27 protein-coding genes are annotated in these 24,469 nt (G+C 40.1%); 7 read left to right on the top strand and 20 right to left on the bottom strand.

Translation table 11 applies throughout. The features are described 5' to 3' along the window. Positions 1-30: 30 nt before the first annotated feature. The 4 genes from G9371_RS05635 to G9371_RS05620 all read right to left on the bottom strand — a co-directional run bounded on the left by G9371_RS05635 (position 31) and on the right by G9371_RS05620 (position 3,909). The gene (locus G9371_RS05635; RefSeq protein WP_004748368.1) at positions 31-1,740 is read right to left on the bottom strand and encodes a cation:proton antiporter; all 1,710 of its coding nucleotides are present in this window, start codon (positions 1,738-1,740) and stop codon (positions 31-33) included. A gap of 148 nt (positions 1,741-1,888) precedes the next feature. Then, positions 1,889-2,044: a 50S ribosomal protein L33 gene (gene rpmG / locus G9371_RS05630; RefSeq protein WP_001205031.1), complete on the bottom strand. Its 156-nt coding sequence runs from the start codon at positions 2,042-2,044 to the stop codon at positions 1,889-1,891. Positions 2,045-2,056: 12 nt separating this feature from the next. Further along, the gene (rpmB, locus tag G9371_RS05625) at positions 2,057-2,293 is read right to left on the bottom strand and encodes a 50S ribosomal protein L28 (RefSeq protein ID WP_000048256.1); all 237 of its coding nucleotides are present in this window, start codon (positions 2,291-2,293) and stop codon (positions 2,057-2,059) included. Between the two features lie 167 nt (positions 2,294-2,460). After that, positions 2,461-3,909 (bottom strand): coniferyl aldehyde dehydrogenase, encoded by a 1,449-nt coding sequence (locus G9371_RS05620; protein ID WP_001088254.1) that lies wholly within the window; start codon positions 3,907-3,909, stop codon positions 2,461-2,463. A 112-nt stretch (positions 3,910-4,021) separates the two neighbouring features. Here G9371_RS05620 and G9371_RS05615 point away from each other — a divergent pair, with 112 nt between their 5' ends. The 5 genes from G9371_RS05615 (at position 4,022) to G9371_RS05595 (ending at position 7,868) form a co-directional block, all read left to right on the top strand. Further along, positions 4,022-4,714, top strand: coding sequence for a TetR/AcrR family transcriptional regulator (locus G9371_RS05615; RefSeq protein ID WP_000056618.1), 693 nt, complete (start codon positions 4,022-4,024; stop codon positions 4,712-4,714). A 74-nt stretch (positions 4,715-4,788) separates the two neighbouring features. Continuing rightward, on the top strand, positions 4,789-5,652 hold the full coding sequence (purU, locus tag G9371_RS05610) for a formyltetrahydrofolate deformylase (RefSeq protein WP_001057506.1): 864 nt from the start codon (positions 4,789-4,791) through the stop codon (positions 5,650-5,652). A gap of 391 nt (positions 5,653-6,043) precedes the next feature. Continuing rightward, positions 6,044-6,799, top strand: coding sequence for an energy transducer TonB (locus G9371_RS05605; RefSeq protein ID WP_000083586.1), 756 nt, complete (start codon positions 6,044-6,046; stop codon positions 6,797-6,799). Between the two features lie 44 nt (positions 6,800-6,843). Then, positions 6,844-7,464: a MotA/TolQ/ExbB proton channel family protein gene (locus G9371_RS05600; RefSeq protein ID WP_001011664.1), complete on the top strand. Its 621-nt coding sequence runs from the start codon at positions 6,844-6,846 to the stop codon at positions 7,462-7,464. Then, on the top strand, positions 7,464-7,868 hold the full coding sequence (locus tag G9371_RS05595; RefSeq protein WP_000885431.1) for an ExbD/TolR family protein: 405 nt from the start codon (positions 7,464-7,466) through the stop codon (positions 7,866-7,868). Before G9371_RS05600 ends, G9371_RS05595 begins: the two co-directional genes overlap by 1 nt. 60 nt (positions 7,869-7,928) lie before the next feature. On the opposite strand, the gene msrA is transcribed toward G9371_RS05595, so the two are convergent. The 7 genes from msrA to lgt all read right to left on the bottom strand — a co-directional run bounded on the left by msrA (position 7,929) and on the right by lgt (position 12,765). Next, on the bottom strand, positions 7,929-8,450 hold the full coding sequence (msrA, locus tag G9371_RS05590; RefSeq protein ID WP_001183413.1) for a peptide-methionine (S)-S-oxide reductase MsrA: 522 nt from the start codon (positions 8,448-8,450) through the stop codon (positions 7,929-7,931). 100 nt (positions 8,451-8,550) lie between these two features. Next, positions 8,551-9,606, bottom strand: coding sequence for a DUF4105 domain-containing protein (locus G9371_RS05585; RefSeq protein WP_029423680.1), 1,056 nt, complete (start codon positions 9,604-9,606; stop codon positions 8,551-8,553). Between the two features lie 14 nt (positions 9,607-9,620). Then, a complete protein-coding gene (locus G9371_RS05580) occupies positions 9,621-10,130 on the bottom strand; it encodes a dihydrofolate reductase (RefSeq protein WP_000312548.1) in 510 nt (169 codons plus the stop codon). Positions 10,131-10,174: 44 nt separating this feature from the next. Continuing rightward, positions 10,175-11,017, bottom strand: a complete 843-nt coding sequence (thyA, locus tag G9371_RS05575) for a thymidylate synthase (RefSeq protein WP_001203168.1) — start codon at positions 11,015-11,017, stop codon at positions 10,175-10,177. Positions 11,018-11,140: 123 nt separating this feature from the next. Continuing rightward, entirely contained in the window at positions 11,141-11,503 is a 363-nt protein-coding gene (locus G9371_RS05570; protein ID WP_029423679.1) for a hypothetical protein, read from the bottom strand. A 10-nt stretch (positions 11,504-11,513) separates the two neighbouring features. Beyond that, complete coding sequence (locus tag G9371_RS05565; RefSeq protein ID WP_000889270.1) at positions 11,514-11,873, bottom strand: hypothetical protein; 360 nt, start codon at positions 11,871-11,873, stop codon at positions 11,514-11,516. A gap of 73 nt (positions 11,874-11,946) precedes the next feature. After that, positions 11,947-12,765, bottom strand: a complete 819-nt coding sequence (gene lgt, locus G9371_RS05560; RefSeq protein ID WP_000959085.1) for a prolipoprotein diacylglyceryl transferase — start codon at positions 12,763-12,765, stop codon at positions 11,947-11,949. 93 nt (positions 12,766-12,858) lie between these two features. Here lgt and G9371_RS05555 point away from each other — a divergent pair, with 93 nt between their 5' ends. Then, positions 12,859-13,638, top strand: coding sequence for an NRDE family protein (locus G9371_RS05555; RefSeq protein ID WP_029423678.1), 780 nt, complete (start codon positions 12,859-12,861; stop codon positions 13,636-13,638). Between the two features lie 48 nt (positions 13,639-13,686). Here G9371_RS05555 and G9371_RS05550 read toward each other — a convergent pair whose 3' ends face one another. The 5 genes from G9371_RS05550 to G9371_RS05530 form a co-directional block, all read right to left on the bottom strand. Further along, positions 13,687-16,020, bottom strand: coding sequence for a PhoX family protein (locus tag G9371_RS05550; protein WP_029423677.1), 2,334 nt, complete (start codon positions 16,018-16,020; stop codon positions 13,687-13,689). Positions 16,021-16,228: 208 nt separating this feature from the next. Continuing rightward, positions 16,229-18,409, bottom strand: a complete 2,181-nt coding sequence (locus G9371_RS05545; RefSeq protein WP_000205461.1) for a PhoX family protein — start codon at positions 18,407-18,409, stop codon at positions 16,229-16,231. A gap of 172 nt (positions 18,410-18,581) precedes the next feature. Continuing rightward, the gene (gene tatC, locus G9371_RS05540) at positions 18,582-19,352 is read right to left on the bottom strand and encodes a twin-arginine translocase subunit TatC (RefSeq protein WP_001072722.1); all 771 of its coding nucleotides are present in this window, start codon (positions 19,350-19,352) and stop codon (positions 18,582-18,584) included. Next, complete coding sequence (gene tatB / locus G9371_RS05535) at positions 19,349-19,786, bottom strand: Sec-independent protein translocase protein TatB (protein WP_000887763.1); 438 nt, start codon at positions 19,784-19,786, stop codon at positions 19,349-19,351. Before tatB ends, tatC begins: the two co-directional genes overlap by 4 nt. Positions 19,787-19,797: 11 nt before the next feature. Next, on the bottom strand, positions 19,798-20,016 hold the full coding sequence (locus tag G9371_RS05530) for a Sec-independent protein translocase subunit TatA (protein ID WP_000908081.1): 219 nt from the start codon (positions 20,014-20,016) through the stop codon (positions 19,798-19,800). A 252-nt stretch (positions 20,017-20,268) separates the two neighbouring features. Between G9371_RS05530 and G9371_RS05525 the strand changes: the two genes are divergently transcribed. Then, positions 20,269-21,144, top strand: coding sequence for an AEC family transporter (locus G9371_RS05525; RefSeq protein WP_001196404.1), 876 nt, complete (start codon positions 20,269-20,271; stop codon positions 21,142-21,144). Positions 21,145-21,337: 193 nt separating this feature from the next. On the opposite strand, the gene rdgB is transcribed toward G9371_RS05525, so the two are convergent. The 4 genes from rdgB to metX all read right to left on the bottom strand — a co-directional run bounded on the left by rdgB (position 21,338) and on the right by metX (position 24,467). Continuing rightward, a complete protein-coding gene (gene rdgB, locus G9371_RS05520) occupies positions 21,338-21,961 on the bottom strand; it encodes an RdgB/HAM1 family non-canonical purine NTP pyrophosphatase (protein ID WP_000106709.1) in 624 nt (207 codons plus the stop codon). Between the two features lie 168 nt (positions 21,962-22,129). Next, a complete protein-coding gene (locus G9371_RS05515; RefSeq protein WP_000751692.1) occupies positions 22,130-22,717 on the bottom strand; it encodes a tetratricopeptide repeat protein in 588 nt (195 codons plus the stop codon). Continuing rightward, positions 22,714-23,307, bottom strand: coding sequence for a methionine biosynthesis protein MetW (gene metW / locus G9371_RS05510; protein ID WP_001217230.1), 594 nt, complete (start codon positions 23,305-23,307; stop codon positions 22,714-22,716). The genes G9371_RS05515 and metW overlap by 4 nt, the downstream gene beginning before the upstream one ends. After that, positions 23,307-24,467, bottom strand: a complete 1,161-nt coding sequence (gene metX, locus G9371_RS05505; RefSeq protein ID WP_000009640.1) for a homoserine O-succinyltransferase MetX — start codon at positions 24,465-24,467, stop codon at positions 23,307-23,309. Before metX ends, metW begins: the two co-directional genes overlap by 1 nt. Positions 24,468-24,469: the final 2 nt, after the last annotated feature.

Raw genomic sequence — 24,469 nt, 5'->3', positions numbered from 1 at the left:
GTACTCTTGAGTACGCTTTTTTTGTATGCATTAATGATGTGTGGACTGATGCGCAAGTTCGATTTGATTTAAAATATGATGGCTCATATTCTTAGCCATTTCTTCTTTCGCATAGAATACTTCACCAATGTGTTCGTCTCTAATCACTGCGGCTTCTTCTTTACTTTCTGCACAAATTAAAACCTGAATTTGAGGGTTCAATTGCTTCGCAATATCTACAATCCGATGAATATCTAAAATATCCATAGGTGAAATTACCAAGAGTCGTGCGTGCATGATATGTGCTTGAATTAAAACGCCAGGTTCGGTTGCTACACCACTTACAGCTGCAATATTTGCCTGACGTAGTTTTTCTACGATTTCACGATTCTCTTCTGCAATTACGACTTTAATATTTTGATTAATTAAATTTTCAGTAATACGTCGTCCAACGCCACCATACCCTATAATCACCACTTGATCGCGTAGATAAGATTGATCGACTTCATCGGGCAGCATGGCTAATGGGTCGCCACTACGTTCAAGAAGTCGTGCTAAATGAGAGCGTTCACGAATCCAACGTTGTACCGGCTCAATTGCCGAGAAGATGAAAGAGTTCAGTGTAATTGAGAATAATGCGCCTGCTAAAATCAGGTTTTGAGCTTCTAAAGTTAATAGACCTAAAGAGACACCAAGGGTAGCCAAAATAAATGAAAACTCACCAATTTGAGCAAGGCTGGCCCCGACTGTTAAAGCAGTATTGATTGGATAGCGGAAGAATAAAACCAAGGCCATTGCAGCAAGTGTTTTACCCACCATAATAATTGCGATAACAGCCAAGATATGTAGTGGACGTTCAATAAGAATATGTGGATCAAACAACATCCCTACTGAAACGAAAAATAAAATCGAGAAAATTTCACGTAGTGGTAGCGTTTCTTCTTCTGCGCGATGGCTAAAATCTGATTCTTTAACGACCATTCCGGCAAAGAATGCCCCTAATGCCATTGAAACTCCAAAGATGGCATAAGAACCATAGGCAATCGATACAGCAGCAGCGACTACAGTAAGCGTAAATAGCTCTCTTGAACCTAAGCGAGCAACAAACTGCATAATAATAGGCACAACGCGCTTACCGACAATCAGCATAAAGGCGATAAAGCCAATAACCTTTAATAGGGTGATTCCAAGTGTTAGCCAGATGTTACCTTCTACGCCTGCTGGGGCTTTTCCGCCAAGTAAAACAGCTGTAGCTGGAAGAAGTACCAAAACAAGTACCATGACTAAATCTTCAACTAATAGCCAGCCCACAGCAATTTTGCCGTTTACAGAATCTAGAAGACCACGGTCTCCCAAAGCTTTTAATAATACAACTGTACTCGCACATGACAGGCTTAAGCCAAAAACGAGTGCGGAGCCAAAGCTCCAGCCCCATAACATTGAAACGCCAATACCCAGTAAAGTTGCAACAGCAATCTGTAAGATTGCACCTGGTAAGGCAATGCGGCGAACAAGTAAAAGATCATTTAAGGAAAAATGCATACCAACGCCAAACATGAGGAACATTACACCGAGTTCAGCAAGTTGGTTTGCAAGATGAATATCTGCTTCAACACCAGGAGTATTAGGACTAATAATAATTCCGGCAATGAGATAGCCAATAAGAGGGGGAAGTCGTAGTCGGGCGGCAATATAGCCAAAAAACAGGGCAACGCCGAAACCAACAGCAAGTAAAATAATTAAATCTACGTCATGCGGCACTAAAAACTCCTTTTACGTGAGTTAGGCTAAAGACAAGCATAAAAAATGCCAAGGCGGAATATGTGGAAAGTTTAACAAAAAGGCAGGTATAAAAAAAATGCAAAAAAAAACGACTTCATAAAGAAGTCGTTTTTTTTCGAGGCTAAAATTATTTGATTTTAGCTTCTTTGAAAATCACGTGTTGACGGATTTTTGGATCAAATTTTTTGATTTCCATTTTTTCCGGCATAGTACGTTTGTTTTTAGTCGTGGTATAGAAGTAACCTGTACCAGCTGAAGAAACGAGGCGAATCTTATCACGCATTGCTCAGACTCCTTAGATCTTTTGACCTTGAGCACGAAGGTCTGCAACAACCTTTTCGATACCCAATTTGTCAATAATACGCATACCTTTAGTGGTTAAACGAAGACGTACAAAACGTTTTTCGCTTTCTAACCAGAAACGGTGGTGGTGCAGGTTCGGCTCGAACCGGCGCTTGGTTTTGTTGTTGGCGTGTGAGACGTTGTTACCAACGACTGGACGCTTGCCGGTAACTTGGCAAACCTTAGACATGGTGTAACTCCATTGATTTAGCCAACAGCAAATCTGTGGCCAGTCATACTAAATGTAAACGGATGAATTCATTCAAGGGGCGTTTTATACCAAAAATACGATTAAAAGACAAGCGAAATTGGTAAAAACGAGGCATGATCTAGTATAACAGATCATGCCTTGATCAGTTAACGCAACAAGGTTTTCGAAATGAAGCGATGAATCGGTTTATTGAACGGTGGAAGAATATATTTCAAGCTATAAAGTTTTGGATTTGACATGACCGAACGTTCATGCGAAAGCCCAAAAAAGCCCTCCGGTCCGTGATATTTACCCATACCTGACGCACCAATACCGCCAAAAGGTAAATCATCTTGTGCTACATGGGTAATCACCATGTTAATTCCGAAATGCCCTGAATGAGTATGTTGAGAGATATAATCAGCGCGTGCCTGATCATAATCAAAATAATACATTGCTAAAGGACGTGGTCGACTATTAATAAATTCGATGACTTCTTCTATTTGGTCATATTCTAAAATTGGTAGAACAGGACCAAAAATTTCATTTTGCATAATATCCATTGCAGTTGTTACACCAGTAACCAGAGTCGGTGCAATTTTGCGGACATCATCTAAAATTTCATTTTGAGGATTAATTTCAATAATACGAGCACCCTGATCACGGGCATTTTCTAGATAGCCTTGAATACGGTTGTACTGCTTATCATTAATAATAGATGTGTAGTCTTGATTGTTACGGAAATGAGGATACATTCCAGCCACAATCAATTTAAAGTTTTCAATGAACTCGGCAGTTTTACCACGCGGCAAGAAAATATGGTCTGGCGCAACGCAAGTTTGGCCTGCATTCCATAATTTACCCACAGCAATACGCTGTGCGACATCTTTCATGTCTACGGAAGCATGTACAAGCGCAGGAGATTTACCACCCAACTCAAGAATGACTGGCACAAGGTTTTGAGCTGCAGCCGCCATGACTGTTTTACCGACAGAAGTCGAGCCTGTGAAAATCATTTTGTCAAAAGGCAGGTGACTAAACGCATCAGAGATCACACCACCGCCATTAACCACAGCAACCAATTCTTGTGGAAAAGCTTCAGAAAGTGCATTTTCAAGAACTTGTCCAAAGTTTGGAGAAGCACTCGAAATTTTGATCATGGCATGGTTACCAGCCGCCAAAGCACAGATGAGTGGGCCAACGGAAAGTAGTAATGGATAGTTCCAAGGTGTAATAATGCCAATAACACCCATTGGTTGATATTGTACCCAACCTTTTGCTGGCTGATGTAATACACTGATATGGCGTTTTGATGGTTTCATCCATCCGGTCAGGTTCTTACTGTAATACTTGATTTGTTCAAGACAGGTAAGTAACTCACCAATTTTGGTTTCCATAATGGCACGATTGCCATAATCAAGGTTAATTGCTTCGGCAATCTGATCTTGATATTTTACCAAGACTCTTTTAAGACGGGCTAAACGATCAATACGCTCTTTAGCAGTGGGTACCGGATGACGTAAGTAGGCAATCTTTTGCTGCTCAAGCAAATCATGTAAATGCTTAACATCATAAGGAACCTGAGTCTCTGGATTTGTTTTTGTTTGACTGTTCATCGGTACTTACCAAATATACTGATATACTTATTTTTTAGAGTAAATACTCTAAAGAGTCAAGTTGGTTTCTGTGTGCAAGTCTTAACCATATGAATTAACGAAGGTTATTAAAATGTCTCTACCTAAAGCTCTGAAGACAAAAGACCGGATTTTACAAATCAGTTTGCAGCTTTTTAATGAGCGTGGCGAACGGTCTGTCACTACCAATCATATTGCTGCAGAGTTGGGGATTAGTCCTGGAAACTTGTATTATCACTTTCGAAACAAGCATGAAATCATTAAGGAATTAATGCACCAATATCAGGTCGAGACTTTAGAAATGCTCTCTTTACCTGAGGACAGACCATTAACGACCAATGATAAAATTAATTATTTTCAGGTGCTCAGTGGTCAGCTATGGAACTATCGTTTTATTCACCGTGATGTTTATCATTTAGTTGAAAGTAACGAAGACTTTAAAAAGATCTATCCTCGGTTTGCAGGGCAGGTCATGCAGCAAGGGCAAAGAATTTATCAGGCCTTTGTTGATGCTGGGCTTATGAAAATGACGCCATCGGAAATTGAAGCGCTCATTATTAACCTCTGGATTGTCTTAACCAACTGGACCAACTTTCTATATATGTCCGGACACATTAGTGACAATAACCACCTTGAAGAAAAATGGGTTTGGCAAGCTTTACGGCAAATGGTTTTTTTAGAAGGCCCTTATTTAATGGGGGAAAGCCGCGCGACTTATGAGCAATTATTGGAGTCGCTTGGACCTTCGGATCTTTTTGCCAGCTTATCGTCCCTAAAAGATGAATAGTTGTGCTTGTTTATTTAGAGCGCTAGAATACTCGGCTTATCAAAATTTTGTCTCAATTAAGTGATATTAACCAAATGAATATGACCACTGCCAATACAGCCCGTTTACTGATTACTTGTGAAGACAAGCCTGGGATCGTACAGGCTGTATCGAGCTTTTTGTACCATCAGGGTGCAAACATTACCGCGCTTGATCAGTATGCGACGGAAGCTCAAGGCGGACGTTATTTCATGCGTGTTGAATTTGAACTTGATCATTTACAGTCTCGTAAAGATGCTTTAATTCAGACTTTCGCAGCAAATGTAGCGGAACGTTATGGCATGCAATGGCGTCTTGCTTTTGTTAATGATATTAAAAAGGTTGGTATTTTAGTTTCTAAAGTTGACCATGCTTTGCTTGAGCTATTGTGGCGTCATGCACGTGGTTCTTTACCGTGTGAAATTACCCACGTAATTTCTAACCACGAAGATTTACGTGAAGCGGTTGAAAACTTTGGTATTCCATTTACAGTCATTAAAGTAACTAAAGACAATAAAGCGGAAGCTTATGCTCAAATTCATGAAATGATGCAAGGCAATGACTTGTTAGTTCTAGCACGTTACATGCAGATTTTAAGCGAAGATTTTGTTTCTAAATGGGAAATGAAAATTATCAATATTCACCACTCATTCTTACCTGCTTTTGTGGGCGCAAACCCATACAAGCAAGCATATGAAAAAGGTGTAAAGTTGATTGGTGCAACAGCTCACTATGTGACTGCTGACCTAGACCAAGGCCCAATTATTGAGCAAGACGTTGAACGTGTGAGCCATGATTATAATGTTGAGCAGTTACGTGAGCTTGGCGAAGATGTTGAACGTAATGTATTAGCTCGTGCTGTTAAATGGCATTTAGAAGACCGAATTATTGTAGATGGCAATAAGACTGTTGTTTTCTAACAACTTATATTCCTTTAAAAGCATGCTTTTGAGCGTGCTTTTTTTATGGCTAAAATAAATTTAAAATGTTATAACATAACTAGAGTCTGTTGCTCTATAGATTACTTTTAATATCTAGCTACTTAATTATTTTTTAAGCTGAGCGCGATCTGATAAGTGAAAATAGGGAGCTTACAAATTTTAGTGCGTTGTCTAAGCATGAGAAAACTAAGGTGATATCACTTTATCAAGTTAGACCTCGCGATAATGAGGAATGTTTTCATAAAAAAGTAGTTGCAAATGAAAACACTTCTCATTTATTATTGTGGCACTTTATTGTTCTATCCGATGTTTGAAATCGTTTCTATAAATTGAAAACCGAAATCATCATCCATTAGGTAATTAGATTCTTATGAGTCAATCTTCCGCAGCCTTAAACTCTCCCAATCCGATGAAAAAGAAAGTCATCACGGCACTAATTGCGGTTGCAATTGGTCATATCGGGGTCTTATGGGCAGTCAGCCACATTAAGCCTGCTGAACTAAAGCCAATTGAAAAGAAACCTTTACAAGTCCGTTTTGTAAAAATTCAAGAGCAACCAAAACCTTTACCACCAAAACCAAAAGAACCGCCTAAAAAGCCGGAACCTAAAAAAGAAGTGAAAGAGGTTAAAGTTGTTGAGAAACCTGTAACTCCACCTAAAAAAGTGGAAAAAATTCAGCAGGTCAAAAAGGCTGAAACACCTAAAGAAACAGTAAAAACAGAACCTAAAGTTGAACCAAAAATAGTAACGCCAACGACTACTGTGACTGAAAAAGTCGTTGAAAAGCCAAAGCCAGTGGTTCAAGAAGCACCTAAAGCTCAACCTGCTCCAGATCCATCGCCAAAACGCGTTTCAATTGGCGGTTCGGGTGTACAGTGGAGCCGCTCACCACGTTTGACTGTTTCACCAAAAGATTTACAGGGCGAAGCACGCTCGGTTGTTGTACTTATTGAAGCCGATGAGAAAGGCAAGATTACTAACGTGCGCGTAACCCGTAGCAGCGGTATTCCAAGTCTAGATGACAAGGTAGTCCGCGCTGTACGTAGTGCAAAATTTAAACCTTATATGGAAAACGGTGTTGCTTATCCAATTAAAGCAGAGCAACCGTTTGACTTAACCCCTTAAACGAATTTGAGTCCCAACGGCTAACCTTAATCAGGAGTTCGAATATGAACTTTTCAATCTATTGGCAACATGCAGATGCAGTGAGTAAAACCCTGTATTTCATCTTATTGGCAATGTCGATTGCTACCTGGACAGTTTTCATCTTACGTTTGATGGGGACTCGCCAACTAAAACAACAAGCTTATGCTCAACTCTCTCAGGCTATTACTTCGCTCAAAGCAAAGTTACAACCTTTGAGTTTTGAACAACGTAAAGCAGTTGCAGAGCAAGCATTATTGCGTCAGATTTCTGCTGAGAAAGCCAATGCTGATAAAGGTATTTCAGTTTTAGGAACAATTGCTTCAATTGCACCATTCGTTGGTTTGTTTGGTACAGTATGGGGTATTTTCCACGCGTTAGTTGCTGTTGGTAAGAGCGGACAGGCAGGTTTAGCTCAAGTGGCTACACCAGTAGGTGAAGCACTTATTATGACTGGTCTTGGTCTTGCAGTTGCGATTCCAGCGGTATTGGCTTATAACATTTGTGTACGTGCGAATCGTGGCCTTGCTCATGATTTACAAGATCAAGCACACAGTTTGTTAATCGACACCATGTTGCAGCAAGACTCAACTGTAAAGTCTGATGTTAAAACTGCACAGCAAAGTTATGTTGGAGGTCAAGCTTAATGGCTTTTCAATTGGGTGAAGACCACGATAGTGGCATGAATGAGATGAATCTCATTCCGCTAATCGACATTATGTTGGTGTTAATGATCATCTTTTTGGTCACAGCAACAGTTGCCAACCCATCGATTCCATTAACGCTTCCTAAAACAACTGCTGAAATTATTGATCCACCACCAAAAGCAATTACGATTAGTATCAATGCAAATGGTGAAGTGGCTTGGGATACTCAAGTAATTAGCCTTGATGAGCTTCAAAAACGTTTCCAAGAAGCAGGTCAAGGTGCGGTTAAACCGACAGTTCAACTTCGCGCTGATAAAGAGTCGAAGTACGATACTGTTGCTCAGGTAATGTCTCGCGCCAGTGAAGCCGGACTGAGCGATATTGCCTTTGTAAGTGAAAACTAAAATCTAGTTTCACGTAATAAAAAAGCAACCAATTCGGTTGCTTTTTTATTTTCTCATTTATTAATTTTTCATGAGATGTTGGAATTTACTATGTAACTTTAACAGTTTAGGTGGGATTGCAAAGTTGCAGTAACCTTGTGAAGGGTTCTTTTCATAGTAATTTTGATGATAGTCTTCTGCTGGATAGAACGTAGGAGCAGGAGATAATTCAGTCACAATATCAAGATCGTCATCTTTTAATGTCTGAATGGTGTGTTCTGCTGCCTGCTTTTGCTCTTCATTAAAATAGTAAATAACAGAGCGATATTGAGTACCAATATCATTACCTTGGCGGTTTAAAGTCGTTGGATCATGCGTTGCAAAGAACACATCAAGTAACTGAGAATATGTAACTTGTTGTTCATCAAAGTCGATAAGAACCACTTCAGCATGCTGAGTGTCACCTTGACATACTTGCTCATAAGTTGGGTGAGTTGTATGCCCACCAGCATAACCACTTGTTACTTTTTCTACACCACGTATTTGTAAAAATACGGCTTCGACGCACCAAAAACAGCCGCCGCCAAATAATGCCTGTTGCATTGTTTTTTCCTCTATTTCCTGCCTATTACAATAGGGTTTATCTAGTTAGATTACAAAGTAAAGCGTGTATAAAAAAGTAAAGAAAATTGCATTACTTATTTCATTTTACTTTAGGTAAACCCTGTCGAACAATTTGAGAGAAATGCTCACTGCTTTGGTCTGCAAATTGTTCGAAATGTTCAGTACGTGGGTTAATGTGTGCAATTTGGTACCACTGTTTCAAGCTAATATTTTGATCGAGTGCTTTAAGATCATATAAATAATTAGGTAAGTAACCAGAGGCAATTAACCGATAATCTTTAGGAAGCTGATATGGGTTAATGGCTTGAACCATATCAAAAATTAACGTTGTACAATTACTTGTGAGCGTATTGTACCACTTTGGTTCTGCATGTAGTTCATCTGCTTTTTTAAGATATTCTAAAAAGAGCGCTTTTTGCTCAGAGCGAGGCATATTGACCGGGAAATTATAAACTTGCTCTTTACGGATATTGCTACGCGTGTAGACAATATCTTTTTCATCAGATGCAATTAAGCTCAGTTCATATTTTCTAAAGAAGCCGCCAATTGCTGAAAACTCTTCAGTCTTTTCTTTTCGAATTTCGATCGAAAAAACTAAAGGTTGTTGATTTTTAAATTCGAAACTTACTAGCGTATGGGCAATTTGTGGCCCCATCCAGTAAGAAGTAATAATATTTATGCCATTTAACTGGTTCAGGTCAAAAGTACGGGTTTCCCAGCGGACATCATAGGTTCCATCAGGATGCCAGTTGAAGTTACGGACATTATGCAAAGTAATAACATCGCCGTGTTTTTCGTAACTTAGCATATTGGCAACTTCAGGGTTCCAGTCACGGTCTTGACGTGCAGTAATCGAAAAGTACCAAACCAAAGAGCAGGCAAAAGCTAATAGGTAGATTAAAACGTCTGTACGACGGCTAATAATATGCCCATTAAAATATAAGCCCGCCATACTTAAAGCAAAGGCAATCCATATGCCAATAATAATACGGCTGCCTAACCAGCCAAAAGGTTGTTGGACCCATAGGGCTAAGCATACCCAAATGCTGGAAAGCACAATAAACAACGTGAATAAACTATGTAAAGCGCCGAAGAGGAGGGCGATAATAAATTCACGTGTTCCGATATTGTGCATAGGCGACCAGAAAATTATTTTTTATAAGTGGCAAATTCGAATGAAGTTCCTGATTTTTCATCTACTTGCTGTTCGCTTGCAGTTTTGTGAAATTCACTCGGTATTGTTGGATAATGTGCATCACCTTGTACATCTAAGTCAACATGAGTGAGCTCAAGACGGTCTGCAATTGACAAGGTTTGCTTAAAGATTTCACCACCACCAATAATGAATAAAGCTTGCTTTTCGGTGTTTTTGGCATCTTCTAAAGCAGCATTTAAAGCATCTTCAATTGAATACGCAATTTTTACGCCGTCAAAATGCCAGTTAATGTCACGGGTAATTACCCAGTTCACACGGTTCGGTAGAGCACGGCCCATAGACTCAAGCGTTTTGCGGCCCATGATCACCACACCACCTTGTGTGATTTCTTTAAAGTGTTTTAAGTCGGCAGAGATATGCCATGGCAACGCATTGCCTTTACCAATACAGTGATTTTTGTCCATTGCGACAACGTGGACAACTTCTACATTTTGCCATGCCATAATCTTATTCTCTAAACCGTAATCTAATGAAATTTAAGCCGTCGTTATACTGCAACTGGTGCTTTAATTGCCGGATGTGACTCGTAACCTACAATCTCGATGTCTTCAAATTTGAAGTCGAAAATATCTTTAACATCTGGATTAAGTTTTAATTGGCAAAGTGGTAATGGCTCACGCGTCAATTGTAGTTTTGCCTGCTCAAAATGGTTGGCATAAAGATGCGTATCGCCACCTGTCCAAACAAAATCACCAACACCTAAGCCACACACTTGAGCAATCATATGGGTGAGTAGGGCATAGCTGGCAATATTAAATGGCACGCCTAAGAATACGTCAGCACTACGTTGATAAAGCTGGCATGACAACTTGTTGTCTTGTACGAAGAATTGGAAGAGCGTATGGCAAGGCGGTAAAGCAACTTGTCCAGCCTCATTTGGGTTCCAGCCAGAGACAATTAAACGGCGTGAATTTGGGTTGGTTTTAATTTCATTAATTAACCATTTAATTTGGTCAAAACCATCTTGGTTATAAGTACCATCGGCATTTTTAGTTGCGCCGAAATTACGCCATTGATGGCCATAAACTGGGCCAAGCTCATGTTCTGGGCGGCCGAAACGGGCAGTTTGTTCTGCTGTTGCCCATTCATCCCAAATGGTGACTTTATTGTCTTGTAAGTACTTAACGTTAGTATCGCCTTTTAAGAACCAAAGTAACTCAATCACGATAGAACGAAAGTGAACTTTTTTTGTGGTGAGTAAAGGAAAACCCTTAGAGAGATCAAAACGCATTTGATGACCAAATACAGAACGGGTTCCTGTGCCTGTACGGTCGCCTTTGTCACCGCCATTATCAAGGATATGTTGTAGAAGGTCTAAATATGCACGCATAACACTCTCGAGTTCGGATTAATTTCCATAAAATAAAATGGGGAGACGGTTCATGGATTAATAAACCGTGGAAGATAATAGCATGCTTTAACGATAGGTAGGAAAGAGAGCTACATTTACTGTTTAAAAACGTTTGGCCCGATTTTGATAAATCGAAACAAGAAAAAATCCAACCAGTACAAAGCCTAAAGCTTGTAGTGTTGCGATCCAATTGTGTTGAGGGGGCAGTAACCACATTATAATAGCAACAATAATGAGAGGGTAAATTCTAAGCAGAAAATGGAGCTTAAGTTTATATGAACTGTGCTCTGGAATTTTTGTTTGTAAATATTGCCCGAAATGAAGCCCGAACCCTAACACGAGACTAAGAACAGTGTAAGTCGGCGATAAAGGCTGGACTTGATTGGCTGCATAAATTGCAGCACAAACGACAATAATGAAGATGAGTTTGATGTGACGCGGTGCGTTATACCAATAAGCCAACATAAAAATGAGCCTATTTGTTAAATAACGATTGAGGTGAAAAAATAAAAGCAGCAAGCGCCATAAAAGCGATTCCTTGAACGCCCCAGATCAGCAAGTTAGGCATGGTTTTTACAAAGATAAGTGCAAATAAAAGAGCGATAGGAACCCACGTAAATAGGCGGTAAAGTAAACCAGTCGGGTTACTTTGAGCAAAATGCAATTTAAAGTAACGGCAGATTAAAAAAATAACCCCAGTTCCTGTAAACATCAAAATGGTATCTAAAGGCAATGGTTGATATTGATATAACCCAATACAGATTAAGAGGGTAATAATTAAAATGATTAATTTTTTAAAAGTCGGGACTTGCGTATTAAACCAGAATTCCAGCATGGCGAATCTTCTTTCTTGGGAGATAAAAACTGTAGCATAAAAAAGAGGAGCCGAAACTCCTCTGATTTAGATGTTAACTGTTCTTTTGAGGGCCCCAGTCATAAATTTTCTTTTGGTAGGCATACCACATCATCCAAAGGCCTATCAGTAGCATTGGAACGGTGAGGATTTGTCCTTTCGTCATCCAGCCAAACAAGATGAAACCTTGGTCGGCATCCGGCTGACGGAAGAACTCCATCACAAAGCGTGCAACACCATAACCCATTAAAAATAGAGCAGATACAGCCATACGTGGGCGTGGTTTTGAGCTAAACCACCACAAAATAATAAAGAGTAATAGCCCTTCGCAAAGTGCTTGGTAGATTTGAGAAGGGTGACGAACCAGATGTAATGGATCGGTTGGGAAAATCATTCCGAATGGATAATTCGGATCTGTGACCGCACGGCCATATAACTCTCCGCCAATAAAGTTACCAATACGTCCGAACATTAAGCCTGTCGGTACACATGGGGCAACAAAGTCGAGTGTCTGGAACCATGTTTTTTGATATTTTTTACACCAGAATAGCATTGCGATCATGACGCCTAAGAAGCCGCCGTGGAAGCTCATACCACCTGTCCAGACTTGGAATAACCAGATTGGGTTTTCAAGGAATTTATCAAACTCATAGAAAAGCACATAGCCGATACGTCCGCCGAGTACAACACCTAAGGCGCCGTAAAACACCAGATCGGAAACCATGTCCGATGTCCAGCCATCACGCTGTTTGGCACGGTAGGAAGCAAGCCCCCAAGCACATAAAAATGCCAATAAATACATGAGTCCATACCAATGGACTTGAAGAGGTCCTAGATGTATTGCGACCGGATCGATATTAGGATAGGTCAGCATTGCTGCTCCTTGATCTTACGTTTTGACAGATTGTAGCGGAATGATGTGAAAAATGTTGTACATTCAATGTGTAAACATAGGGAACAAGAATCAATGTGTATTGTGGCTTTAGCATGGCATGTTCTGGATGATATGCCCTTGTGTCTGATTTCAAATCGTGATGAATTTTATCATCGACCAACCGCATTGTTGCATCAATGGGAACATACGCCAATCATTGCAGGGCAAGACTTACAGTCGGGTGGTACTTGGATGGGTGTTACGCCGCAGGGCCGATGGGCTGTGTTAACTAATTTCCGTGATGGACGTGATAAAAAACAATATGAGACTTCTCGTGGTCATTTGGTTCAGGCTTTTTTAGAGTCTGATTTGTTACCGATTCGCTTTGCTCAGCAATTAGAACAACAGCAACAGAACTTTGCTGGTTTTAACCTGTTTATGGGAACTGCTGATCAGGCGGTCTATATGAGTAACCGCGGTGAGGCTCCTCAAGTATTAGCCAACGGCGTATATGTGGTTTCGAATGGTTTAATGTCCGATCACTGGGAAAAAACCAGACATTTACGTACACGTTTTACGCAAGAGTTCTTGCCTATGCATCAGCACAAAACAGAAGAGTTAAGTTTGCAGCATGCAGCGTGGGATATTTTAGAAGATGAGCGTAAGGTCACCACAGCATTGTTGCCAAACACGGGCATTCAGTCGGAAATGGAAGAATTATTGTCATCGACTTTTATTCAAAGCCCCGTATATGGAACACGGTGTTCGAATTTTTTAAGAATGACCAATAATGAATGGATATGGTTGGAAAAGACCCAGCAAGGTGAACATAGTGGTCAAATTGTGCAGCAACAGGTTCTCTTAAATCGATAGAAATAAAAAATGCCGATCAAGTGATCGGCATTTTTCTGGGTAAATCAATTAACCGGCAATAACGCCGCCATCTTTACGAGTAATCACAACAGTTGCTGAGCGTGGGCGCGCAGTTTTATTGCTTGGGTCTTTTTGTGTGGCAGGCCAGTTACTTTCTGGTTTCGCGTAACTTGGTGAATCTTCACCAGGGTGCTGAACATTAATGAAAATTGCTTTGTAGTCAGGAGTCATGGCAATACCAGTAATTTCACATTGCTTTGGTCCGACTAAGAAACGACGTAATGTTGCGTCTGTAACTTTGGCACCTGTTATGGTCTGCTGACCATTTGAAGTTGTTGCTGTACCACCATCACCGATTTGACCCGGCAGAGCTGCAAGCATCATACAGTTAGTAACATCAGTGTAAGCGCCGTCATCGGTTTCAATCCAGAGAACGCCACGTGGGTCAAACCACATACCATCCGGAGATGAAAAATCATTGTTATCTGTTAAGCCGGATAAGTTGATGTTTGAAGCCATTGATGCTTCTGCGCCAAATAGGTAGATATCCCATTTGAAGGTTTCAGCAGTTGTTTTGTCATCAGTTTCTTTAAAACGGATGATATGACCGTTTACGTTTCCTTTTTGTTCTTTTGTGCCTGCATATAGGTCTGTGTAGTTACGTGGATTGGCTGCATCAGTTGCATAGTCTTTACCACGATTTGAGTTATTGGTGAGTGTGACATAGATTTCACCGTTTACTGGGTTGACCGTACACCATTCTGGGCGGTCCATTTTTGTTGCACCTACAGAATCCGCTGCTAAGCGTGCAAATGTAACAACATCTGCCTGTGACTTAAACGGGTAGGTAGTGTTGCTTTCATTTAAGCCATTTTTGCCATAAGCAAGTTCAATCCATTGACCTGAACCATCGTTATTAAACTTAGCAACATACAATTTGCCTGCATTCATGTATTTGTCGCCAGCTGTATAACCACCGTTTATATCTTTGGTGTCCCACACAGCGGTTGAAACGAATTTATAGATGTATTCACCACGAGAGTCATCACCCATATAAAATGCTAATGGTTGACCTACTACGGCACGGCAAGCACTGTCTTCATGTGCGAAACGGCCTAATGAAGTACGTTTAACCGGATTTTGGCGCCCATCAAATGGATCAATCTCAACCATCCAGCCAAATGTATTTGGTCCATTTCGGTAATCTTGGGTAGCTTGAGCTGCTTTTACATCGGCATTCCAGCGATCATACAAGTCTTGTGACTCTACTTGACCAATTGCTGTTTCCCAGCCGTAACGCGAACTTGTGCCTAAATAAATTTGTCGCCCTTGTTCATCAACGTTAGGGATTAACTCACCATTTTTATCTTTTAAGTAAATGATCTTGCCATCTTTATCTTTTTTAGGTGCACCTTTTTCATCTTTCTCATACAGATAAGGTTCATCTTTTTTAACGCCTAAACCATAACGTTTTAATGCAATTTTTTCTGCATCTGTACGTGCATATTCATCGCTACCCGAACGTTGGAAATAACCAATAAAGTTTTCTTCAGTGGTTAAATAAGTGCCCCAAGGTGTATAACCGTTACCGCAGTTATTATGAGTGCCACGTGTTTGACGTCCAGCAGGTGAGAAGCGAGTTGCAAGCAGGCTTGAACCCGCTGCAGCACCTGCAAACTCCATAACTGTAGAAGCTGTAATACGACGGTTAAAAATAGAGTTTTTAACAATTTCTACTTTTTGAGTGGTTGGATCTTTTTTAATATGAATTACAGAAACCCCATGTGCATTGGTTTCACGAATGACTTCATCTTCAGGGCGGCGTCCATCCACTTTTGTAGGACCTTTGGGATGAAGGAAGGTCTGATTAATATATTCGTGATTCATCACCAACAAACCTTGTGCTGACACAGTCTCGTCAAAGCGGTTTGTTGATGTGTTTAAGCCAAAATAATGCATGCCGTCATGGCAGTCGCCAGAGCGAAACTGGAAGCTTGGGCCAGATGGAATATTATTGTCGTCCCAATCTCCAACTCTTGGATTGATTGAGTCACCTAAAGCGTAGATGACATTAGCTTCATAACCTTCCGGTACAGTCACAATATCATTTAAATTTTTAGCTACAGGCGTAAATGTGAGTTTTTCCGGTTTTTTATTTGGGTTTACAGGTGTGGTTCCACCATTATTAGAGCCAGAGTCATCATCGTTATCATTACAGCCTGTTAAAGTAGAAGCTAAAGTCAGTGCTACTGCACCGCTTGCTGCTTTGGTGATTAAACTACGACGACTGATGTGTTGTTCTAAAATGTCACGAAAGTGGATATTGTCAGAAGTATTATTATCCAATTCTTGGTCTTCATGATATGGCGTCAGCTCTGTCATGGGAAATTCCTAAGTAAATAAAGAGATTGTTCTAAAAGTCTTCATGAGCTTAGTTTGTGAATGTGACGAGGCTTTGACGTTTTGATGATAAGTTAATGAAATATTTGACCGTTTAGTGAAAGGTTGAAGGAATTTTATTTTCTAATGAGACGTTAAAAAATAAAAGAAACCTGCATAAAGCAGGCCTCTTTTATAGTGGTGAAAGAAATTATTTCTTCACAACAGATGGTGCAATTGGGTCGGCGGTGATATAGCCAACTGCTGCTGCAAATTTATTACTGTAATTTGTATTAATTGCAGTATCAATTTGAGCAAGTAAATCTGCGCTAATACCAGTACGAACACCATCTTTTTCTTTATAGAAACGGTTCCATTCGTCTCCAGGATGCTGGAAGTTACTCATGATGTAAGTCCAACCATTTACCTCGTCGACTGCATGTAGACCCGTCGATTCAGCACCTGCCGGTGTAGATAAAATACGGATGAGCTGTTTGGTATCAACGTTATAAGCCCATAAGAAGTTATTTAAGTGGTTACCAGAGTCTTCGCCGATAAATAAAGTGCGAAGTTTTTCTGAGAACTTCAAGTTATCAGGGCTAGCAATTTGCTCTGGGTCAGCGGTGTTCCCTAAGCTGTCAAAGCTAATATCTTTACCTTTAATGAGAAGGTTAGATTGGCTAGGTACCCACTCACTATTGATTGCAACATTTGAGCTGTCTTTCTGGCCACCAGTTAATGTGTGCTCCAAAATACCACCAGCAGTGATTTTCGGGAATTTAACGTTGTGCTCAGCAAGATAACCGCTACCACCTTCAACCATTGAATCGACAATATTAGCTAAAGCCGAATAAGCTTTTTTATCTGCAATATTTACTGTTGTGCCTTCGTTTTTGGTCAATGCCATTGAAGCACCCATGTAAGCAGCATAACGGTGTGTTTCAAGGAAAGCCGCTGCAAGTTTTGTTCTGTCGCTATTATCTTTAAGCTTGAGATATACACCAGTTTTACTTAAATAAGTAAATTTAAAACCTTGAGCTTCTAATTCTGCTTTTTGGGCAGCTTGTTGTAGTTTTAAACGCTCTTTTGCAGCTTTGGCTAAAGCTTGTTGTTCAGGAGTACCTTTGTCGCCTGCATCAATAGCCTCTTTCTCTGCTGTTGTTGCATCGCTTGGATATTTAGCAATTTGTAGAACTGACTCAAAAATATCAGTTCCTTTAATGCCGCTCTTGATGAGGTTTTCAATCTCGGCACTTGTTGCATGACCAAGTCTGATCCAAGAAATCTGACCAGTCGTTGTATCACTAAGTACTGTTGTATATTTTGCAACGTAGAGTGTACCTGCAGATAAATCTTTCTCCTTATCTGCAACGAACATAAATAGTCCGCCGTTGGTATAGTCATCACCCATTAACACAGTGCGGTTATCCGGGAAAACCTGTACAAGTTCGTGTGAAATACGGCCTAAACAATAGTGCTTTGTAACGCGACCAGTACCATCTGCATTTACGGTAATTTCTGGCAAGTGGCCATAGTTATATGGATTGGCAATGTTTTCATCGCCATATATATTTTTACTGAAGGCTTTAAGTGTTGAAAGTGATTGACCTAATTTTTGGTCAAAAGCATCTGGTTCGTATTCTTCACTAGAAAGATGAGTTCCCCATGGAGATAAACTTGCACCACAAGTAATCCATAGCCCATGTGCACTTGAAGTATCAACGTTATGGTATTTAATTAAAGTTAAGTGACCTGTCTTTGGATCTTGATCTAAAGTCAAGACAGCAATCGGAGATGATAATTTACCGTAAGTATCACCACCATTTTGGTCTTTTGATAGATATTCAAATTGGACCACATGGAACACTGGGTTACCGGTTACACCTAATGCTTTTTTGTCAGCATCTGTGAAATCTTTGCCTGTTGCTTGTTTGAAACTAATGAGAGAACTACCATCTGGGCAGTCAGAGAAGAATTGACGTTCTTTACCTGCAACTGATTTATCAATAATTGGCTTATTATTAATATCGTAATAACCACCCGCGATGACTTTTCCTCCTTTACCATCAGGCACTTCTGTACCTGTTAAGAAGAATGGTTTGTAAGCGAGTTGATATTCTGTTTTGCTGCCGTCTTCCCATGAAATAGCAAGTTTTGATGCACATGCTGTTGTGGCAATATCGGCTACCGTTGAAGGAGCTGGCATTGAAGTGAACGTTGCATTCTTAAAGTTAATTGGCTTTGACGGAGTGACAATAGATGAGTCGTTATCGCTATCGTTACAACCTGCTAACGTTGCTGCCGTAGCCATCGCACCTAATGGAAGAAAAGGGATCCCCGTAAACCATTTTAAAATATCGCGACGTGTTGGGTGGTTAGAAGCAGTAGTCATAATAAATCCGTAACTTTTGTGTGTATATTTGTTGAGTCGATTCTATGGATTGAAAATGACACTTTTCTTACATTTTTAAGTCACTTTGAAGACAGTTTATTGCTTTGTAGATTAAAAGCGTTCTACATAAAAAAATCCTGAACTTCTTAGTTCAGGCTTTTATATATTATTTTTATTCAGCAGAATGAGTTTTTCTTTTCTCAAGAATTTTGCCGAAGAGTAAGCCTATTTCGAAAAGTAGCCACATTGGAATTGCTAGCATCACCATCGAAATCGCATCGGGTGGGGTAATAAACATCGCTACAAAGAAGCATCCTACAATAATAAAACGTCTTTTTTCAGCAAGGCTTTGCGTATTTACCACACCAATCAAAATGAGTAGCAAGGTCGCGATAGGAATTTCAAAAGTGACACCAAACACTAAAAATAGCTTTAAGCAGAAGCTTAAATAACTATTAATGTCGGTCATTGGTGCTACTGTTTCAGGTGAAACGCTAATAAAGAAATGTAATATGGCAGGCAGGGTAATGTAATAAGCAAAAGCGACACCTGCATAAAATAAAATAATACTACCAATCAGTAACGGCAGCGCTAAATGACGCTCTTTTTGATAAAGCGCCGGGCGAACAAAAGACCATATTTCATAAAGAATAAATGGCATTGCCAGCATGAGAGCAACAAATAAATTAAGTTTAAATGGCGCCATAAAGGTTGCTGTAACATCCGTTGCAATCATGGAAGATGAGGCAGGAAGTTGTAACCTTAGAGGCTCAGATAATAATTGATAAGTATGATTTCGAAAGGGCAGTAAACAAAAAAATAAGAATAATGTTACCCCTACAATCCTAAATAAATGACGTCTTAAAACCACCAAATGATTCATGATTGGCATTTGGTCTAGGTTTTCTTGACTATTTACAGCGGTTGAAGGCAGTTGGTTCATACGGCAATCTTCAATTCAACAGGAGATGTTTCTGAAATATCAGTTTGAGGAGCCAAAGGCTTAACTTTAGTCAGATACGGCACTTTGTAATGGCCCGATATAGGAGTACATTTCCAAATAGGCTTTTGTGTTGTTTTAGCTGTTTCAGTTGCTTCTAAAGATTCTGAAACCTGCTGTTTTTGTATTTCTTCAAGCTGTTGTTGTACTTTACGTTCCAATGCTTCAATGCGGTTAAGTTCCTCTTGCATTTCTTTGCGGAACTCAGACAGACGTAGCTCCTGATCAATCTCGTTTTGCAGATTCGTAATATAGCGTTTTAGTCGAACATACCAGCGACCTGCAAAGCGTGCAGCTTCCGGAAGCTTCTCTGGACCTAAAACTAAAATTGCAATAATTGCAAAACAGAGTAACTCTGTCATTCCTACATCAAGCATGGGTCAAACCTTTAGCTTTTCACTGATGTGCTTTCAGATGTTTTAACTTGTGCATCAATTGTACGAGGGCTATTTAAAGATGCAGCTTCGTCTTCTTCACGAACTGACTTTTTAAAATCTCTTACTGCACCGCCTACATCTTTACCGATATTTTTTAGCTTAGATGTACCGAACAATAAAATAACGACAATTGCGAAAATAACGACATGCCAAATAGATAAACCAGCCATGATTTTATACCTCTTTTTAGTTCGCTTTATATCAACAGGTTGCCATGACAGGAATGTGACACTTATATTTCATTTTTAAGACAATATTTATAAGTAGACACTTACGACTAGATTTTTAAAGATATTTTTTTGGAGGATTTTTAAATTTTATTGAGCTTCGTTCTTAGACGAATTTACTTGAAATAGATCATACATTTCAAAATCAAAAGGTGTAGCATAACAGGCTGATTTTGACGAGCGAGAGGAGAGAGCGTGGCATTATTACTGCCTGTATTGGCATTTATCACAGGACTTCTACTTGCTCAGACCTCCATTTCAGAAACCGTAAAACCTATTCTCTCAGCTTGGCTTGCACGACTCCTGATTCCGATTGTGATTATTTACAACATGGTCTTTTATCAATCGGGAAGCTTGAGCTTAATGCTCTTTAGTTTTGGTTCGGCGTTCATTATTTTCTTTGCTTATTTGGCTTTATTTAAAGACCGCTTATTGGCACTTTGCGTAAGTTATACCAACATGGGATGGCTTGGTTTTCCTTTCGCTATGGCTTTATTCGGTCCTGAAGCAACTGCTCCAATTGTTGCTTTATATATTGGAATGTCGCTTTTTGGCAATGCTTGGGCTGTGACTGCCGTTACTACGGCACCGCAAAGTAAGCTCAATATATTAAAAAAGGTTTTAACTTCTCCGCCTTGTATATCGATATTCTGTGCTGTTGTGCTCAGACTTTTAGGGGCCCAACATATCGAAAGCCCTGCTATACATTGGGTTTATGAGGTTGCTAAATTTGCAATGACTTTTGCAGGTATGTGTGTGCTTGGAATGTGGCTGCGTCGTACCAGAGTTTATACAAAAGATTTAATTTACAGTACAAAAGCTCAAGCATTTAAAGTGGCCTGTGGATTTGTACTTTGTGGATTAAGTTATAGATTTTTACCGATTCCAAATATAAATCAGCAAATCGGTGTAATGTTTTTAATGTTTTGCTTGCCGCCAGCAGCCAATATTGTTGCGTTAGAGACACATTATCAAGGGACAGGGAGATCTGCTGCTTATATCGCATCAGGGACGATTGTGAGTTGTGTGTGTATTGCGATTTATGCGATGTTTTTACATGTAGCATTATAATTAATTTTAAATTTTCTTCCCCACATTTACTTGTGCGAAGACGGCATGGATGCCGCCATGTCACTGCGGTAGCAAGGATGTACCGTCAGTGACATAAATGGTTTTGTTACTTTTGCCAAAACAAAAGTAAAGTATTGCCTATACAAAGCCGAATACTTTCTAACGTGGTATTCAAAGGCTATATGGAAAAAAATTATACTAAACTTTCTCTAAATAACTGCATCGCTTGTCCACGATGACTAATCTTATTTTTTTCTTCTTTAGACAACTCAGCGCTAGAAACTTGTAGCTCAGGCAACCAGAACAGTGGGTCATAACCAAAACCATTTTCACCACGTGGCGCTTCTAAAATTTCACCATGCCAGATACCTTGGAAAATTTGTGGCAATGGATCTTCCGCATGAGTCACTAAAGCAAGTACGCACACAAACATACCTTCAATCGCTTCACCATTTTTACGAAATGGCAAAAGGTCATTTAATAATTTGGCATTATTCGCTGCATCGTCACCGTGTTCTCCAGCATAACGTGCTGAATAAATACCAGGTGCGCCCCCTAAAACCGGAACACAAATACCAGAGTCGTCAGCCATAGCAGGTTTACCTGAAATTTTAGAGGCATGACGCGCTTTAATAATGGCATTTTCAATAAAGCTTAAGCCGTCTTCAATGGCGTCGGGAATATTTAGGTGACCCTGAGGAATAATTTCTACAGGCAACTTGAGCTGTTCAAAAAGTTTTTCAAACTCTGCGACTTTACCTTTGTTGTTACTTGCAAGGACTAAAGAGCCCTGATCAAACCAATGTGGGGTAGACATAAGATAACCAAACTTTATAACCAATATTGAACGTGAGCTATGTTACGTGTTTTTTGAAAGGGGATATAGAGCAAAACAAATGGAATATAAAATTAGAAGCTTAAAAAACTAAAACCACCTTATAGGTGATATAAGGTGGTTTTAGTCGAGTAAGTATAAGCTGGATTATTATTGTGCTTGAATCCATTTATCCGCGCGGTCACGTGCCATACGGATTTGCTCTTGAGTTAAGTTTGCAGCAAGAGCTGTTTTTTTACCTTCAGATAAGCTAATCACTTTATTGTCGAGCATGCCATCACGAGTTGAAAGTTCATACCACTGGTAAGCACCTACGTAGTTTTTCTTTTGCTCTTCCATCATCGCAAGGTTATAGCTTGCACGGTTATCGCCGTTACTTGCCGCTTTTTCGAAATATTTACGAGCCATAGCTTCGTCTTTCTTAACGCCAATACCATCAGCATACATACGGCCAACATTTAATTGCGCAGGTGAAAGACCTTGATCAGCAGCAGCTTTAAACCATGCAAATGCTTGTTTATCGTCTTTTGCTACATCTTTACCGTATTGATAACGTGTTCCAAGATAAAATTGTGCTCCAGCTTGACCAGCTTGAGCCGCTTTTTGAAGGTCATGAATCCCCATTGTGGAGAAGCGCGCAGCTTGGCTCGCAACCGATTGTGGCTGGGCGATATAATCTGCATGAGCCTGCATACTTAGCAGTCCTGCAATTAGTGTGCTAAATAATGTCTTTTTCATAGTGCACTCACTCGATAAATAGCGACTTCACCAAACAAATTCGGAACATGTTTGCTTAACAGGCTTCCCTGCTGGTTTCCATTGACGGCGAGTCGATTAATAATTTGTATTTGATTTTCCGCACATAGTGCTTCGAAATCTTTAAACGTACATAAATGAATGTTGGGGGTGTTATACCACATATATGGTAGAGCATCCGATACAGGCATCATCCCTTTTAATGCTAGAAAAGAGCGAGTCTTCCAGTGTGCAAAGTTTGGAAAAGTGATAATGGCCTGTTTACCCACACGCACCATGTCTCTTAATAAAACATCGGGTGCATCTACGGCTTGCAAAGCCTGTGCCATAACCACATAGTCAAAAGACTGGTCGGCAAAACGGCTTAAACCGAGATTCAAATCTTGTTGAATAATATTTAACCCGCGACTGACGGCAATTGCAATCTTTTCTTGATCAATTTCTAAACCATAAGCACGAATTTGATGCTTTTGGCTCATATGAGCGAGTAATTCACCGTCACCACACCCTAAATCGAGTACGCTAGAGCCGGGTTTAATCCACTTTTCTGCCAGTTGTTGATCAATACGCATTAGCTTGCCTCCAGTGATGTCGATTTTAAATGTTCTTCACCGCCTAAGAAAGCGCGCAGTGTTTTGACATACAGTGGAATCGGGAATAAGAACGAGTCATGACCTTGTTCAGCATCAATATCAAGATAACTTACCGGTTTATGATTGGTAATGAGTGCATCTACAATTTCTTGTGAGCGGCTTGGTGCAAAACGCCAGTCAGTGGTGAACGAGACAATCAGGAACTGGCATTTGGTTTTACTCATCGCTTCTGTAAGCGAGTGGCCATACTCACGCGATGGATCAAAATAATCCAAAGCTTTGGTCATAATGAGATAAGTATTGGCATCAAAGTTACGACTGAACTGTTCACCTTGATAACGGAGATAACTTTCGACCTGAAACTCGACATCAAAACCGTACATAAACTTGCCGGATTTTAAATCACGACCAAATTTTTGTTTCATGGCTTCTTCAGAAAGATAGGTAATATGGCCGACCATACGAGCCAAAATTAGACCACGCTTCGGATAGCTATCATTTTCCAAATAACGGCCATGATGGAAGTCCGGGTCGGACAGGATTGATTGACGTGCCACTTCGTTAAACGCAATATTTTGTGCTGAAAGCTTTGGCGCACTGGCAATAACGACACATTTTTGTAAACGGTCAGGGTAGTCTACCGACCATTGTAATGCCTGCATGCCACCCAAAGAACCACCGACCACCGCATACCAGACACTTATTCCTAAGCGGTCAGAAAGCATGGCTTGAGTTTTGACCCAGTCACGGACCGTTACTAACGGGAAATCTGGACCATAGGGACGATTGTCATTTTCAGGATTTGGTGAAGTTGGACCGGTTGATCCACTACATCCGCCAATATTATTAAGCGCAACTACAAAAAATTTATTTGTGTCGATTGCCTTGCCCGGGCCAATACAGCTATCCCACCATCCAGCTTTTTTATCATCTTCATGGTGATAACCCGCTGCATGATGATGTCCGGAAAGGGCATGGCAGATTAAAATCGCATTTGATTTATCTGCATTTAAAGTGCCGTAAGTTTCAACCATTAACTCAAAGCGCGGTAAAACACGGCCACATTCAAGATGTAAGGGTTCTTCAAATTGGAACTTTTGCGGAGTGACTAACCCCACTGAGTCAGCTGGAAAAGACACGG

The organism is Acinetobacter sp. EKM10A (assembly GCF_011075215.1).
Classification (GTDB): Bacteria; Pseudomonadota; Gammaproteobacteria; order Pseudomonadales; family Moraxellaceae; genus Acinetobacter; species Acinetobacter baumannii.
This window is presented reverse-complemented; position numbering and strand designations above follow the sequence as displayed.

Bases quoted from the DNA above. Each gene is read 5' to 3' on its own strand.
- G9371_RS05615 (WP_000056618.1), top strand. From the start codon at position 4,022: ATGTCTCTACCTAAAGCTCTGAAGACAAAAGACCGGATTTTACAAATC.
- G9371_RS05515 (WP_000751692.1), bottom strand. From the start codon at position 22,717: ATGAAAAAGACATTATTTAGCACACTAATTGCAGGACTGCTAAGTATG.
- G9371_RS05580 (WP_000312548.1), bottom strand. From the start codon at position 10,130: ATGGCATGGCAAAATGTAGAAGTTGTCCACGTTGTCGCAATGGACAAA.
- tatB (WP_000887763.1), bottom strand. From the start codon at position 19,786: ATGCTTGATGTAGGAATGACAGAGTTACTCTGTTTTGCAATTATTGCA.
- G9371_RS05605 (WP_000083586.1), top strand. From the start codon at position 6,044: ATGAGTCAATCTTCCGCAGCCTTAAACTCTCCCAATCCGATGAAAAAG.
- rpmG (WP_001205031.1), bottom strand. From the start codon at position 2,044: ATGCGTGATAAGATTCGCCTCGTTTCTTCAGCTGGTACAGGTTACTTC.
- rdgB (WP_000106709.1), bottom strand. From the start codon at position 21,961: ATGTCTACCCCACATTGGTTTGATCAGGGCTCTTTAGTCCTTGCAAGT.
- G9371_RS05600 (WP_001011664.1), top strand. From the start codon at position 6,844: ATGAACTTTTCAATCTATTGGCAACATGCAGATGCAGTGAGTAAAACC.
- lgt (WP_000959085.1), bottom strand. From the start codon at position 12,765: ATGCTGACCTATCCTAATATCGATCCGGTCGCAATACATCTAGGACCT.
- tatC (WP_001072722.1), bottom strand. From the start codon at position 19,352: ATGAACCAACTGCCTTCAACCGCTGTAAATAGTCAAGAAAACCTAGAC.
- G9371_RS05620 (WP_001088254.1), bottom strand. From the start codon at position 3,909: ATGAACAGTCAAACAAAAACAAATCCAGAGACTCAGGTTCCTTATGAT.
- purU (WP_001057506.1), top strand. From the start codon at position 4,789: ATGAATATGACCACTGCCAATACAGCCCGTTTACTGATTACTTGTGAA.
- G9371_RS05595 (WP_000885431.1), top strand. From the start codon at position 7,464: ATGGCTTTTCAATTGGGTGAAGACCACGATAGTGGCATGAATGAGATG.
- msrA (WP_001183413.1), bottom strand. From the start codon at position 8,450: ATGCAACAGGCATTATTTGGCGGCGGCTGTTTTTGGTGCGTCGAAGCC.
- G9371_RS05555 (WP_029423678.1), top strand. From the start codon at position 12,859: ATGTGTATTGTGGCTTTAGCATGGCATGTTCTGGATGATATGCCCTTG.
- rpmB (WP_000048256.1), bottom strand. From the start codon at position 2,293: ATGTCTAAGGTTTGCCAAGTTACCGGCAAGCGTCCAGTCGTTGGTAAC.
- G9371_RS05585 (WP_029423680.1), bottom strand. From the start codon at position 9,606: ATGCACAATATCGGAACACGTGAATTTATTATCGCCCTCCTCTTCGGC.
- thyA (WP_001203168.1), bottom strand. From the start codon at position 11,017: ATGCGTGCATATTTAGACCTTCTACAACATATCCTTGATAATGGCGGT.
- metW (WP_001217230.1), bottom strand. From the start codon at position 23,307: ATGCGTATTGATCAACAACTGGCAGAAAAGTGGATTAAACCCGGCTCT.
- G9371_RS05570 (WP_029423679.1), bottom strand. From the start codon at position 11,503: ATGTTGGCTTATTGGTATAACGCACCGCGTCACATCAAACTCATCTTC.
- G9371_RS05550 (WP_029423677.1), bottom strand. From the start codon at position 16,020: ATGACAGAGCTGACGCCATATCATGAAGACCAAGAATTGGATAATAAT.
- G9371_RS05545 (WP_000205461.1), bottom strand. From the start codon at position 18,409: ATGACTACTGCTTCTAACCACCCAACACGTCGCGATATTTTAAAATGG.
- G9371_RS05565 (WP_000889270.1), bottom strand. From the start codon at position 11,873: ATGCTGGAATTCTGGTTTAATACGCAAGTCCCGACTTTTAAAAAATTA.
- G9371_RS05530 (WP_000908081.1), bottom strand. From the start codon at position 20,016: ATGGCTGGTTTATCTATTTGGCATGTCGTTATTTTCGCAATTGTCGTT.